The organism is Nocardia sp. NPDC004711 (assembly GCF_053601595.1).
This window is the reverse complement of sequence record NZ_JBSGCB010000001.1, coordinates 268773-281636: the sequence shown is the minus strand read 5'-3', so window position 1 is coordinate 281636 and position 12864 is coordinate 268773. Positions and strand designations below refer to the sequence as shown.

General features: G+C 67.5%; 12 protein-coding genes. 7 read left to right on the top strand and 5 right to left on the bottom strand.

Annotated features, from left to right (window positions below):
* The first annotated feature begins 13 nt into the window (after positions 1-13).
* From ACWEKS_RS01325 to ACWEKS_RS01300, 6 genes are all read left to right on the top strand, one after another.
* Positions 14-892, top strand: a complete 879-nt coding sequence (locus ACWEKS_RS01325) for a CoA transferase subunit A (RefSeq protein WP_452338262.1) — start codon at positions 14-16, stop codon at positions 890-892.
* Positions 892-1650, top strand: coding sequence for a CoA-transferase subunit beta (locus tag ACWEKS_RS01320; RefSeq protein WP_452338261.1), 759 nt, complete (start codon positions 892-894; stop codon positions 1648-1650). Before ACWEKS_RS01325 ends, ACWEKS_RS01320 begins: the two co-directional genes overlap by 1 nt.
* Positions 1647-2726, top strand: a complete 1080-nt coding sequence (locus tag ACWEKS_RS01315; RefSeq protein WP_452338260.1) for an NAD(P)H-dependent flavin oxidoreductase — start codon at positions 1647-1649, stop codon at positions 2724-2726. Before ACWEKS_RS01320 ends, ACWEKS_RS01315 begins: the two co-directional genes overlap by 4 nt.
* Before the next feature lie 602 nt (positions 2727-3328).
* Entirely contained in the window at positions 3329-4624 is a 1296-nt protein-coding gene (locus ACWEKS_RS01310; protein WP_452338259.1) for a hypothetical protein, read from the top strand.
* A gap of 10 nt (positions 4625-4634) precedes the next feature.
* On the top strand, positions 4635-5147 hold the full coding sequence (locus ACWEKS_RS01305) for an ImmA/IrrE family metallo-endopeptidase (RefSeq protein WP_354831205.1): 513 nt from the start codon (positions 4635-4637) through the stop codon (positions 5145-5147).
* A gap of 19 nt (positions 5148-5166) precedes the next feature.
* Positions 5167-6198 carry a hypothetical protein gene (locus ACWEKS_RS01300; protein WP_452338258.1) on the top strand — a complete coding sequence of 344 codons (1032 nt, stop codon included), beginning with the start codon at positions 5167-5169 and terminating at the stop codon, positions 6196-6198.
* A 588-nt stretch (positions 6199-6786) separates the two neighbouring features.
* On the opposite strand, the gene ACWEKS_RS01295 is transcribed toward ACWEKS_RS01300, so the two are convergent.
* Both ACWEKS_RS01295 and ACWEKS_RS01290 read right to left on the bottom strand, forming a co-directional pair.
* Positions 6787-7203: a helix-turn-helix domain-containing protein gene (locus tag ACWEKS_RS01295; protein WP_011207048.1), complete on the bottom strand. Its 417-nt coding sequence runs from the start codon at positions 7201-7203 to the stop codon at positions 6787-6789.
* A 358-nt stretch (positions 7204-7561) separates the two neighbouring features.
* Positions 7562-8728, bottom strand: a complete 1167-nt coding sequence (locus ACWEKS_RS01290; RefSeq protein ID WP_379383143.1) for a steroid 3-ketoacyl-CoA thiolase — start codon at positions 8726-8728, stop codon at positions 7562-7564.
* 206 nt (positions 8729-8934) lie between these two features.
* On the opposite strand from ACWEKS_RS01290, the gene ACWEKS_RS01285 reads away from it, so the two are divergent.
* On the top strand, positions 8935-10131 hold the full coding sequence (locus ACWEKS_RS01285; protein WP_452338318.1) for a cytochrome P450: 1197 nt from the start codon (positions 8935-8937) through the stop codon (positions 10129-10131).
* A gap of 117 nt (positions 10132-10248) precedes the next feature.
* Here ACWEKS_RS01285 and ACWEKS_RS01280 read toward each other — a convergent pair whose 3' ends face one another.
* The 3 genes from ACWEKS_RS01280 to ACWEKS_RS01270 are packed head-to-tail and all read right to left on the bottom strand — an operon-like array spanning position 10249 to position 12859.
* Positions 10249-10665 carry a nuclear transport factor 2 family protein gene (locus ACWEKS_RS01280; protein WP_379398124.1) on the bottom strand — a complete coding sequence of 139 codons (417 nt, stop codon included), beginning with the start codon at positions 10663-10665 and terminating at the stop codon, positions 10249-10251.
* On the bottom strand, positions 10662-11828 hold the full coding sequence (locus tag ACWEKS_RS01275; protein WP_452338257.1) for a thiolase domain-containing protein: 1167 nt from the start codon (positions 11826-11828) through the stop codon (positions 10662-10664). Before ACWEKS_RS01275 ends, ACWEKS_RS01280 begins: the two co-directional genes overlap by 4 nt.
* Positions 11825-12859 carry a thiolase domain-containing protein gene (locus ACWEKS_RS01270; RefSeq protein ID WP_364606261.1) on the bottom strand — a complete coding sequence of 345 codons (1035 nt, stop codon included), beginning with the start codon at positions 12857-12859 and terminating at the stop codon, positions 11825-11827. The genes ACWEKS_RS01275 and ACWEKS_RS01270 overlap by 4 nt, the downstream gene beginning before the upstream one ends.
* Between the last annotated feature and the right edge of the window lie 5 nt (positions 12860-12864).

The window sequence follows — 12864 nt, the reverse complement described above, 5'->3', positions numbered from 1 at the left end:
GGGGCGAAACACTATGCGCGACAAGCGAATGAGCCTCGACGAGGTCGTCGGCGAGCTCCGCAGCGGCATGACCATCGGCATCGGTGGCTGGGGTTCGCGGCGCAAGCCGATGGCCTTCGTGCGTGCCCTGCTGCGTTCGGACATCACCGATCTGACCGTCGTCACCTACGGCGGCCCGGATCTGGGCCTGCTGTGTTCGGCGGGCAAGGTGCGCAAGGCCTACTACGGCTTCGTGTCCCTGGACTCCGCCCCGTTCTACGACCCGTGGTTCGCCAAGGCTCGCACCGAGGGTGCGATCACCGTGCGCGAGATGGACGAGGGCATGGTCAAGTGCGGTCTGCAGGCCGCCGCGGCCCGCCTGCCGTTCCTGCCCATCCGCGCCGGATTGGGTTCTGCCGTCATCGATTTCTGGGAGGGCGAGCTCGAGACCGTCCAGTCCCCGTACACCGATGCCGATGGCCGCCGCGAAACCCTCGTCGCCATGCCCGCTCTGAACCTGGACGCCGCCTTCGTGCACCTGGACCTGGGTGACAAGCACGGCAATGCCGCCTACACCGGCGTCGATCCGTACATGGACGACCTGTACCTGCTCTCCGCCGAGAAGCGCTACCTGTCGGTGGACCGTCTCATCGAGACCGAGGAACTGGTGAAAGCCGTTCCGACGCAGGCCCTCATCCTCAACCGCATGATGGTCGACGGGGTGGTCGAGGCCCCCGGCGGCGCGCACTTCACCTTCTCCGGCAGCTACGGCCGCGACGAGAAGTTCCAGCGCCACTACGTCGAGGCCGCCAAGACGCCCGAGTCGTGGGCCGAGTTCAAGGCTCGCTACCTGGACGTGTCCGAGGCCGAGTACCAGGCCGCCGTCAAGGCTTTCGCCGAGGAGCAGAAGTAATGAGCGACACCACCACTATTACTCGGGCAGAGATCTGCGTCGTCGCCGCCGCCGAGATCTTCCGGGGCGCGGGCGAGATCATGGCCTCGCCCATGTCCACCGTCACCACCATCGGCGCGCGGCTGGCGCGGCTCACCTTCGAGCCGGACCTGCTGCTGTCCGACGGTGAGGCGCTGTTCTTCGCCGAGATCCCGCCGATCGGCGGCAAGGCGCCCATCGAGGGCTGGATTCCGTTCTCGAAGGTCTTCGATGTGGTGAATTCCGGTCGCCGCCATGTGGTCATGGGCGCCAACCAGATCGACAGGTACGGCAACCAGAACCTGTCCGCGTTCGGTCCGCTGCAGCAGCCGACCCGGCAGATGTTCGGTGTGCGCGGCGCGCCGGGCAACACCATCAACCACGCCACCAGCTACTTCGTGCCCAAGCACAACAAGCGGGTGTTCGTCGACCAGGTCGACATCGTCTCCGGAATCGGTTACGACAAGGTCGATTCCGAGAACCCGGCCTATCGGTTCCACCACCTGCACCGGGTGGTCTCGAACCTGGGCGTGTTCGACTTCGACGGCCCGGACCAGACCCTGCGCGCGCTGTCGCTGCACCCGGGTGTGACCGCCGACGAGGTCGCGGAGAACACCTCCTTCGAGATCGCCGGGCTGGCCGAGGCGGGCGAGACCCGTTTGCCCACCGAGGAAGAGCTCACCATCATCCGGACCGTGCTGGACCCCAAGGGCTTCCGTGAGAAGGAAGTGACGGCATGACCGCGCAACGGCTCAAGACGCCGCTGACCGAACTGGTCGGCATCGAACACCCGATCGTGCAGACCGGCATGGGCTGGGTCGCCGGTCCGGGCCTGGTCGCGGCCACCGCGAACGCGGGCGGCCTCGGCATCCTCGCCTCGGCGACCATGACCCTCGACGAGCTCGAGGTGGCCATCGCCAAGACGAAGGCCAAGACCGACAAGCCCTTCGGCGTGAACATCCGCGCCGACCTGTCCGACGCGCCCGACCGCATCGACATGATGATCCGCGACGGCGTGAAGGTGGCCTCCTTCGCGCTGGCTCCCAAGAAGGAGCTCATCGCCAAGCTCAAGGACAACGGCGTGGTCGTCATGCCGTCCATCGGCGCGGCCAAGCACGCGGTCAAGGTCGCCTCCTGGGGCGCGGACGCGGTGATCGTGCAGGGCGGTGAGGGCGGTGGCCACACCGGTTCCGTCGCGACCACGCTGCTGCTGCCGTCCGTCCTCGACGCGGTCGACATCCCGGTGATCGCCGGTGGCGGTTTCTTCGACGGCCGCGGTCTGGCCGCCGCGCTGTCCTACGGCGCGGCCGGCGTCGCCATGGGCACCCGCTTCCTTCTCACCCAGGACTCGAGCGTCCCGGACTCGGTCAAGCAGGAGTACCTCAAGCGCGGACTGCAGGACACCGTTGTCTCCAAGAAGGTCGACGGCATGCCGCACCGCGTGCTGAACACCGAACTGGTGGACAAGCTGGAGCATTCGAGCGGCCTGCGCGGACTCACCGCCGCCGTCTCGAACGCCGTCAAGTTCAAGAGCATGACCGGCATGAAGTGGTCGACCATGATCAAGGACGGCATCGGCATGCGGAAGCAGAAGGGCCTCACCTGGTCCCAGGTCATCATGGCCGCCAACACCCCGATGCTGCTGAAAGCCGGTCTGGTGGAGGGCAACACCCACGCGGGCGTGCTCGCCTCCGGCCAGGCCGCGGGCATCATCGACGACCTGCCCACGGTGCAGGACCTCATCGACCGCATCATCACCGAGGCCATCGAGCGCATCGACAGCCTCAACACCTACCGCGTCACCACCACCGCCTGACGCGTCCCCGAACGTGCGCGGCCACCACAGCCCGACCGCGCACCCGGATCCGGCCAACCCTCGGATCCTTGCGCGCGCCCATCCGGCGCGTGCCGAGCCGTCCCCGGAACCTCTCGCCCGGGGGCGGCTTTGCGCGTTTTGCCGACCCATGACGCAACGCTGGAGCGCCTTTGTGTGGATCCATGTCGGGTCGGCCAGGGCACTTGCGAGTTAGCTGCCTTTTGCCTGATTTGTCAGCTTTCGTGCGAGGTTTCAGACCTCACAGTCGTGCTGTTTCGACGGTGAGGTCCGGCTCGAAGGGCCTGGCCCGGGCCAATTAACCTGGGCCGCTGGTGATATTGGGTATATGGGGTGTCGCGCAGGCGTACGGTTTGTGAGCCCCCCTAATGCAATCGGGGACTTGCGCGGATTGCCGTCGTGACCGGTACGATGGCCGCGTTCCGCAACGGTCCGGCAATCGGGGCGACAGTGTGAGCTCGAGACCTGTCCCGATCTGCCTGGTGCGGAGCGGGATTCCGTACCCCTGGTGCGGAGGAAGCCAAGCGCGCGGTATCTGATGAGGGGATGGCTGTCGCATGATCGTCGATCGTGCAATGCGCCTGGTGGCAGTGATCGCAGCTGTCACCGGTTCGGCGCTGCTCGCGCCCGCGGTTGCCGATGCGCAGCCGGGGGGCATCCCGCTCGATCCCGTACCCGCGGGCCAGGATCCGACCCTGCCCACGCCCGCCGTCACGCAAGCTCAGGCGCCCGCCGTCACGCAACCTCAGCCAATCGATGCCACTCGTCCGCAGCCCGGCCGTGGCGGCATCGGTCTCACCGGCGCGGACGTCACACCGGTGGCCGGGCCGCAGGATCTGCTGTCCATACTGCTCGCGCTCGGAACCGGATCCGCCGGTGCCGGTTCTGCCGGTGTCGGCTCGGCCGCGGTCGGTTCGGCCGGACTGGGCACCGTGCTGGGCGGTACCGGCTCCGCGGCCCTGGGCATCGGGTCTGCCGTAACCGGTTCTGCCGGTGCGGGATCGGGTTCGGCCGTCGCGGGCACCGGCTCGGCCGGGGCCGCCACCGGTTCGGCCGTGCTCGGAACCGGTTCCGCCGCAGTCGGTTCCGCCGGTCTCGGGACCGCGGGCGTGCTCGGCCTGGGTTCGGCGGCCGTCGGCTCGGCGGGCGTGGGCACCGGTTCCGTGCTGCTGGGCGTGCTGCTCGGCACGGGTTCGGCCGCAACAGGTTCGGCCGCGGCGGGCTCGGCCGCAACGGGTTCGGCCGGGCTGGCCGCGCTGTGCACTGGTTCGGCCGCGGTCGGTTCTGCCGGAATCGGTTCCGCCGGTGTGGGTTCCGCGGTCGGTGCGCTCACCGGCCTGGGCTCGGCCGGCTCCGGTGCGGGTTCGGCCGCGACGGGTTCCGGTGTCGGTTCGGCCGCCGCGGGTTCGGCCGATCTCGGATCGGCCGCGGTGGGTTCGGCGGGGCTCGGTTCGGCGGGGCTCGGTTCCGCCGCGGTCTGCGCCTCGCCACTGCTGCTGTTGCTGATCCCGCCACCTGCCGCACCCGCGGTGCCGCCGGTGCCGCTGGAGATTCCGCAGCCCCCGGCCGTGCCGCAGTTGCCCGCCGTCGTGGCCCCGGCGGCCGCGCTGGCCGAGCCGGAGGTCGCACCTGCCGCGCCACCGCCTCCGCCGGTCCCCGCGCCGGTACCCGCTCCCGTTCTGGCCCAGCCGAATCCGGAGGTGAAGCCGACCTCGAACAACACCCCGCTGCCGCCGTGGAAGCCACTGTCGGTGATCGGCGGGTTGATCGCCCTGGCGCTGGTGGGCACCGGCTCGGGCGCGGTGAGCTTCCAGAGCGCGTCCGCGGCCCAGGCGCGCGTCGATGCCGCGCGCGCTGCTTTCTTCGGACCGAGGGTATGAGGGGACCGCGATGACCGGGAGCAAGGCTCATAGCATCGGGTCCTACCGCCGGGTGGCCGCCGCGGTGGACGCGGTGTGCGCGGTGGCCGCCGATTTCGACGCCACCGACCTGGACGAGGTGGTGCTCGCCATCTCGGCGGAGCGGCGGCGGATCATCGAGATCGCCAGTGCCCAACTGGGTCCGGGCGTGTGCGGCCAGCGCCGCAGCTATCCGGACCGGGATGTGATCGTGCTGGCGCAGTCGCTGCCCAGTCGTGAGCACACCCTGGCGCACGAGCTGGGGCACATCGTCTTCGACCATCCGGGCGAGGCGGCGACCGAGGTGGTGCTGGAGGCCAGCGACGATCTCATCGCCTACATGCTCAGCCAGCGCGCGCATCAGAAGGCCATCGATCTGGGCGACGACGAGCAATGCGAGTGGGAGGCAGAGACTTTCGCGAGCATGCTCATGACCCGCCTGCGCGTGTTCAACAGCCGGGGCGCGGGCGTCTCGGTCCTTCGATTCGATGAGGCGTTGGGATGACCGAGTCAGGGGATGCGGCATGACCTTCTGGGTGACGGCCATGCTGGTGTGGATGGCCTCGGGTGCACGCGTCGGGCGCGTGCTGGTGAAACCGGCGACCACCGCGCGGGTCGCGATCGTGATCGCGGTGGCCGCGGTGGCGCTGGCGGTGACCGTCGGCGTGCCGGAAATCGCTCTGGCCGTTGACCATTCGGCGCCAGGTGGCGTGCACGGCCAGTGGCTGGGCGACCGGGTGGTCACCGCGGCGTGGATCATGTTCGCGACCGCCACCTCGGTGGTGGCGGCCGCGGCGTGGCCGGTGGTGTCGCGTCGAAATCTGCGGCAGATCGGCATGATGATCTACGCCGGCGGCGCGACCGCCATGATTCTCACGCTGCTCTGGTCGCTGACCTTCGGCTGGGTGATCGTGCTGCTGGAGTGCGTGTTCATCGTGATTACCGGTGTGCGCAATCTGGATTGGACCGCGCTGGGCCGCGGCATCGCGCTCTACACGACCGGTACCGCGGTGGTCGGCGTGCTGACGGCGATGTCGATTCGCCGCGAGCGGGGTGACGAGCCGCTGCCGAAGCCCGGCGACGCGGGCTGGTTCTGGCCGATGTGGCAGATCGCGGCCATGCTCATCGCCATCGGTGCGGTGTGGATCGTGATCGAGCTGTGGTGGCGAGCCCGGGTGCTGCTCAAGCAGATTCACACCCTGCACCGGGTGCTGATCGCACGCTTCCCGGAGGTGGTGGCGCACGAGCAGACCGGATCGGGCACCCAGCTCAAGGCTTCCGATCAGGTCGCGCAGATCATGGACGCGCTCTATCTGCAGTCCGGTGGCGGGGTGGAGCTGGCCGCGGCGGGGGCGCCGCCGGTCTCGGTGGCCGAGCGCGCGCGGCGGGTGGCCGAATGGTCGCGGAATCCGTTCGGCGAGGTGGTGATCGACGGTCGCTGGATCTCGCCGCCGGCGGGGGTCAGTCCGCGCGGGTGGGTGCAGGCCATCGCCCGCGCCTACGACGCGACGGCGGCCGCGTCGCCGAGCACGATTCGGGGCTCTGCGCAACGGTAGTCATTACTTTTCCATTACTATTCGGGCGGATCCGCGTATTACCCCTCGCTGGGCTCCGAACTTGATCACGCGGAGATCACCGACTCAATTGCGATCTTGTCGCAAATGCGCAAGTCCCGTACCGCGCGCGATTGCCAAGGGCGTGGCATTCCGGCGGGCCCTGCACGATGAGACTTCGTATCCGAGGTTTCGTCTCATCGAACCCGTCGTGCGCAGTACGGGACTTTGCTTGTCAGTAGATGTTGTCACTCTTGCTTGTCGCGGATGATGCATTGGGGGCCGAAACATCCACAGTGCACAAAACGACATAGTGCACAAAACAACTCATTGGACCGACCGGACTCGCCCAGTTGGTGCTATGCCAGGTTTGTGCATACTGCACCAGCGCAGGGGTCTACGCCACATGGCCTCAGCACGCTGAGACCGGTGCAACATCCTTCACTCGAACCGAATGGTTCGACGGGTCACCGGCACTGCCCTGCAAGCGGTGCCGGTGACCCGTCCATGTCCAGGCCGGAGCAAGCCCTGTAACAAACCAACACAGTGCGGCCTCCGAGCTAGCCGCACTGTGTTGCTCTGTGGCAGTGCCTATTCCGTGCCGTCCGGAGGAATTTCGGGCAGTCCTTCGCTTGCCCGCAACTTCTCCGCCATAGAGGTGAGGAGGTTCTGAGATTCTTCGGACAGGTCGAACGCCCTACTCGACAGACGACGGAGTCCGTAGCCCTGCAGCTGGGACAGCAGCTCGAGATCGTGATCGATCTTCGCCGCATAGATGTCGTTGAAGAAGTAGTCCGGCTTGACCTTGAAGAACTTTGCCAACGCTGCCACCGTCTCATCCGACGGGTTCGTGCGCTGTCCCGACCGCAACTGCGACAGATACGGTTTCGAGATCGGATGGCCGGATGCCGTCAAGGCGGCCGCCACCTCTGCGTTCGTGTGCGGCTTACGCCCCGGGGGATGCACGGTTTCGAACAGCTTGTTCAGCCGCGCCGCGAAATCAGCCATTGTGAGCCGCCCAATTCCCTTCGCTGTACTAACAGTCGTTATCTCGGATACGTATCATTGATATTAGCGGCTCAGTAACTGAAAACCTACGCCTGATTCGCGATTTCCTTGAAGCTTCTAGGCGGTCATCCGCTTCACCCGCTGTGGCTTGGGCGTTTGCGGGCTAACCCTACGGTTCTTGCCAAGCGCTTAAGAGCCCCGGTTCTGGCCCGTCGCGAGGCTCTTCCCGGACGGGCCATGGGTAGCCATAAGATAGCTGACGTCTCATCTTCCTGCCTGCGCCGCTGATCGTGTGGCGTACGCCACGTTTTGCGGCCAGCAGGATGAACGTTCAACCTGGCCGAAAATCATTGAGGGACTAGATGCGTTCGATGATCGTGCCCGTCGCGAGGGCGCCGCCGCAGCACATCAGGACCATGGCGGTGGTCTTGTCCGAGCGCTCCAGCTCGTGCAAAGCCGTTGTGATCAAGCGGGATCCGGTGCTGCCGACCGGGTGGCCGAGCGCGATGGCGCCGCCATTGACGTTGACGCGATCGAAATCCGGCTTGTGCACCGAGGCCCACGACAGCACCACGGACGCGAAAGCCTCGTTGATCTCGAACAAGTCGATGTCGGAGATGCTCATGCCGCTGCGCTCGAGCAGTCGCTCGCACGCCTGCACCGGACCATCCAGGTGGAATTCGGGCTCGCCGCCCACCAGGCACTGCGCCACGATGCGGGCGCGCGGGCGCAATCCCTCACGCTGCGCGGCCTTTTCGTCCATGAGCAGCACCGCGGCCGCGCCGTCCGAGATCTGCGAAGAGGTGCCGGCGGTGTGAATTCCGCCCTCCAGCACCGGCTTCAGCTTCGCCAGGCCCTCGCGGGTGGTCTCGCGCAGACCCTGGTCGCGGCTGATGTCGGCAAACTCGCCGGTGAGGTTGCCCTCCTTGTCGACCTGCGGCGCGTTCTTGATGGTCAGCACCTCGCGGTCGAAGCGGCCCTCCGCCCACGCCTGCGCGGCCAGTCGCTGCGAGCGCTCGCCCAGCTCCTCGACATCGTCGCGAGTGATGCCGCGCCGCTTGGCGATTCGCTCGGCGGCCTCGAACTGGTTGGGCATGTCGATGTTCCAGGACGCGGGCCGGCGCGGGCCGGCGTGCGTTCCGACGTTGGCGCCCAATGGAACATGGCTCATCGACTCGATGCCGCAGGCCATGCCGACCTCGATGGCGCCGGTGGAGATGAGACCGGCCACCAGGCCCGCGGCCTGCTGCGCCGAACCGCACTGGTTGTCGATGGTGACCGCACCGGTCTGCCACGGCAGCCCGGCGTGCAGCCAGGCGGTGCGGGTGACGTTGTTACCCTGCTCGCCGACCTGCATGACGCAGCCGCCGACGACCTGTTCGACCAGCGCCGGATTCAGTTCCGCGCGCTCGAGCACGCCCTGCTGTGCCGCGCCCAGCAGCTCGGCGGCGTGCAGGCCGGCCAGCCAGCCATTGCGCTTGCCGATGGGCGTGCGGGCGGCCTCGACGATGACGGGAGTACCCATGTCTTTCCTTCCGGATTAGAACTGCAACGAGTTCACAACCAGTAACGTAAGCCTGTTCCGGACCAATACCTAGTCCCTTCTCTTGTTTTACCTCCTGTGCTTCAATAGCGGTAGAACGTGTTTCAGTTGGTCAAAGGAGACTGCTGGTGGTCGACACTGCAGCCCGGCCCGATGTGCCGGATGGATTCGATGTCACCGACCCGGAAATGTGGGCGCACCGGGTCCCGGTCGAAGAACTCGCCGAACTGCGCCGCAGCGCCCCCATCTGGTGGAACCCCAAGTCGCCGGAGGTCGGGGGCTTCACCGACGACGGCTTCTGGGTGCTCAGCAAGCACGCCGACGTGAAGACCGTCTCGCGGCGCGACGACGTGTTCTCCACCTATGAGAACACCGCTATCCCGCGGTTCCAGGACGACATCACGCGCGAGCAGATCGATCTGCAGCGCTTCGTCCTGCTGAACAAGGACGCCCCGGAGCACACCAAGCTCCGCAAGATCATCTCCAAGGGCTTCACCCCGCGCGTCATCAACGGCCTGCGGGCCGAGCTGACCGCCCGGGCCGAGGCCATCGTGAAGGCCGCCGCCGACTCCGGTACCGGTGACTTCGTGGAGCAGGTGGCCGCCGAGCTGCCGCTGCAGGCCATCGCCGAACTGATCGGCGTGCCGCAGGAAGACCGCATGAAGCTGTTCAAGTGGTCCAACGACATGACCAGCTACGACGATCCGGACAGCGACGCCGACCCGGTGGTCGCCTCCACCGAGATCCTCGGCTACTCGTACCAAATGGCCGAGGCCCGCCGGGCCTGCCCGGCCGATGACATCGTCACCCAGCTCATCAATGCCGACATGGACGGCGAGGCGCTGCTGCCGGAGGAATTCGGCTTCTTCGTCATGATGCTGGCCGTCGCGGGCAACGAGACCACCCGCAATGCCACCACGCACGGCATGATCGCGTTCATGGAGAACCCGGACCAGTGGGAGCTCTTCAAGAAGGAGCGGCCCAAGACCGCCGCCGACGAGATCATCCGGTGGGCCACCCCGGTCAGCTCGTTCCAGCGCACCGCGCTCGAGGACGTTGAAGTCGGTGGCGTGCAGATCAAGAAGGGCCAGCGGGTCGTGCTGTCCTACCGCTCGGCCAACTTCGACGAGGAGGTGTTCGAGGATCCGTACACCTTCAATATCCTGCGTGATCCGAACCCGCACCTGTCCTTCGGCGGCACCGGCGCGCACTTCTGCATCGGCGCGAACCTGGCCCGGCTCGAGATCGAGATCATCTTCAATGCCATCGCCGACCACATGCCCGACATCTCCAAGCTCGGAGATCCGCGACGGCTGCAGTCCGGCTGGCTCAACGGCATCAAGGAATTCCAGGTCGACTACAAGACCTGCCCCGTGAAGCACTGAGCCGCAGATGATTTGATCCGCCCCGTTCCCCCTCTCACTCCTCGGGGCGGAGAAAAAGGAAGCGGGCGACCGGATGAATCCAGTCGCCCGCTTCGTCTTTCGTAGCCGGCCGAGGGCCTAGGCCTTCTTCATCGTCGACATGGCGCGCTCGGTCTCCCAAAAGGCGCGCAGGGCAAGGATTTTCCCGTCCTCGTCGACCTTGTAGGTGAAGACGCCTTCCGCGTCGACGATATGACCGCTCATGGTGGTGCGGATGCGGCCCGTGTAGGCCACCTCACGACCGCAGGCGAAGGAGTCGTCGAAGAGGAACTCGATGGACTCGGTGGGGGCAATCGCCTTGTCCCAGAAGGCCGCGATGGCCTCCGCGCCGCGGTGCCCGACGCCCTCGGGATCGAAGAAGGACGGCCCGATGGGGTCCTCCACGATCCCGTCGGCGGCGAACAGCGCCACCCAGGCCTCCTTGTTCTTCGCCCGCACCGCGGCCTGCGACGCCGTGCCCGCTACCCGGGCCGGGTGTTCGGTCGTGGTGGTCACGGCTGCTCACTCCCGACGACCCACATCGAGAAGTACTGCGATCCACCGCCGTACGCGTGGCCGTAGGCCTTGCGGGCGTTCTCCACCTGGTAGTCGCCGGCCCGGCCCATGACCTGCTTGGCGGCCTCGGCGAAGCGGATCATGCCGGAGGCGCCGATCGGGTTGGAGGAGAGCACGCCGCCGGAGGGGTTGACCGGCAGCTTCCCGCCGATGGCGGTCTCCCCGGCGTCGGTGAGCTTCCAGCCCTCGCCCTCGGGCATGAAGCCCAGGTTCTCCAGCCACATGGGCTCGAACCACGAGAAGGGGACATAGATCTCGGCCGCGTCGATCTCCTCGAGCGGGTTGGTGATCCCGGCCTGCTTCCACAGCGCCTTGGCGGCTTCCCGACCGGCCTTGGGGTTGACCTGGTCGCGGCCGGCGTAGGCGAGCGGCTCGGTGCGCATGGCGGTGCCGTGCACCCAGGCCACCTTCTTGCCCTGCGCCTCCACGGCCTTGCCGGACGCCTCGTCACCGATCACGATGGCACAGGCGCCGTCCGAGGACGGGCAGGTCTCGTCGAAACGAATGGGGTCCCACAGCATTTGGGAGGACATCACCGATTCCAGGGTGATGTCGGGCTGGTGCAGATGCGCGAACGGATTACGCGCGCCGTTGCGGCGGTCCTTCACCGCGACCATGGCGCCCACGTGCAGCGGGGCGTTGGAGCGGCGGATGTAGGCGCGCACGTGCGGGGCGAAGTAGCCGCCCGCGCCCGCGCCGACCGGCATGGTGAACGGCACCGGATTCGACAGCGCCCACATGGCGTTGGACTCCGACTGCTTCTCCCATGCGATGGCCAGCACCTTGCCGTACACGCCGGCCTGCACCTGGTTGGCCGCGACGATCGCGGTCGAGCCGCCCACCGAACCGGCGGTGTGCACCCTGAGCAGCGGTTTTCCGGTGGCGCCCAGGGCATCCGCGAGGAACAGCTCCGGCATCATGGAGCCCTCGAAGAAGTCGGGCGCCTTGCCGACCACCACGGCGTCGATATCGGCCATGGTCAGGCCGGAGTCCACCAGGGCGCGGTCGATGGCCTCGCGGACCATGCCCCCCATGGATACATCCGACCGTTTGGTCACGTGATGGGTCTGTCCGGTGCCGAGCACCGCGGCGGGGAAAGTCATCGTGCCTCCAGGGTGGCAACCAGGTTCTGCTGCAGCGCGGGGCCCGAACTGGCGTGGGCCAGTGCGCGATTCGCGGTGCCGTTGATGATTTCGGTGGCGGCGAAGCCGATGCGCTCGAGGCCCGCGGCGAACATCGGATTGCCCGACAGCGGACCGCCGGACGGATTGATCCGGGTGGTGCCGTTCAGGCCGATGGCCTGTTTCAGGATCAGCTCCTCGTGGCTGAACTGCGCGTGCAGCTCGGCGATGTCGAAGCCGCTCGCGTCGCCGCCGGTGAGGGCGTCGGCCGCCTTCTTGGCCGAGGCCGAGACCGTCAGGTCGCGCGCACCCAGCACCGGGGTGTCGATGTAGTGGGCCATTCCGGTCAGCCAGGCCGGACGCTCGCACAGCTCGCGGGCGCGGTCGCCCACGGCCAGCACGATGGCGGCCGCGCCGTCGGTGATGGGCGCGATGTCATGGGCCCGGAAAGGATCGGCGACCTTCGGTGCGGCCAGCAGCTTTTCGGCGTCGGAGCCGGTGCTGCGCGCGGCCACCGCGGCCATGTCCGCCTCGGTCCAGCGGCCCGCGTCCAGGCCCGCGCGGGCCTGCAGGCCGGCGATGGACACCGAGTCCGGCCACAGCGGCGCGACCAGGTACGGGTCGGTCTGCAGGGTGAGGATCTGGCGCAGGGTACCGGCCGAGGCCTTGCCGAAGCCGTACACCAGGGCCGTCTCGGCCTGTCCGGAGCGCAGTTTCACCCACGCCTCGTACAGCGCCCAGGCCGCGTCCATCTCCACGTGCGACTCGTTGATCGGCGGCACCGCGCCGATGGAGTCGATGGCCGAGATGAACGAGAAGGCACGTCCGGCAAGGTAGTCCGAGGAACCGGAGCACCAGAAGCCGATGTCGGAGACCCCGATGCCGAGCTTGGCGTAGAGCTCCTGGAAGCAGGGCGCGAGCATCTCGACGCCATTGGTGGTGCCGAAGGTCTCCGGCACGTGCGGCGCGTGCGCGAAGCCCACGACCGCGATGTCAGTTGCCTTGTGGTTCAAGGTGG

Coding starts and splice junctions, on each gene's coding strand:
- ACWEKS_RS01325 (WP_452338262.1), top strand. CDS start 14: ATGCGCGACAAGCGAATGAGCCTCGACGAGGTCGTCGGCGAGCTCCGC.
- ACWEKS_RS01320 (WP_452338261.1), top strand. CDS start 892: ATGAGCGACACCACCACTATTACTCGGGCAGAGATCTGCGTCGTCGCC.
- ACWEKS_RS01315 (WP_452338260.1), top strand. CDS start 1,647: ATGACCGCGCAACGGCTCAAGACGCCGCTGACCGAACTGGTCGGCATC.
- ACWEKS_RS01305 (WP_354831205.1), top strand. CDS start 4,635: ATGACCGGGAGCAAGGCTCATAGCATCGGGTCCTACCGCCGGGTGGCC.
- ACWEKS_RS01300 (WP_452338258.1), top strand. CDS start 5,167: ATGACCTTCTGGGTGACGGCCATGCTGGTGTGGATGGCCTCGGGTGCA.
- ACWEKS_RS01295 (WP_011207048.1), bottom strand. CDS start 7,203: ATGGCTGATTTCGCGGCGCGGCTGAACAAGCTGTTCGAAACCGTGCAT.
- ACWEKS_RS01290 (WP_379383143.1), bottom strand. CDS start 8,728: ATGGGTACTCCCGTCATCGTCGAGGCCGCCCGCACGCCCATCGGCAAG.
- ACWEKS_RS01285 (WP_452338318.1), top strand. CDS start 8,935: ATGTGGGCGCACCGGGTCCCGGTCGAAGAACTCGCCGAACTGCGCCGC.
- ACWEKS_RS01275 (WP_452338257.1), bottom strand. CDS start 11,828: ATGACTTTCCCCGCCGCGGTGCTCGGCACCGGACAGACCCATCACGTG.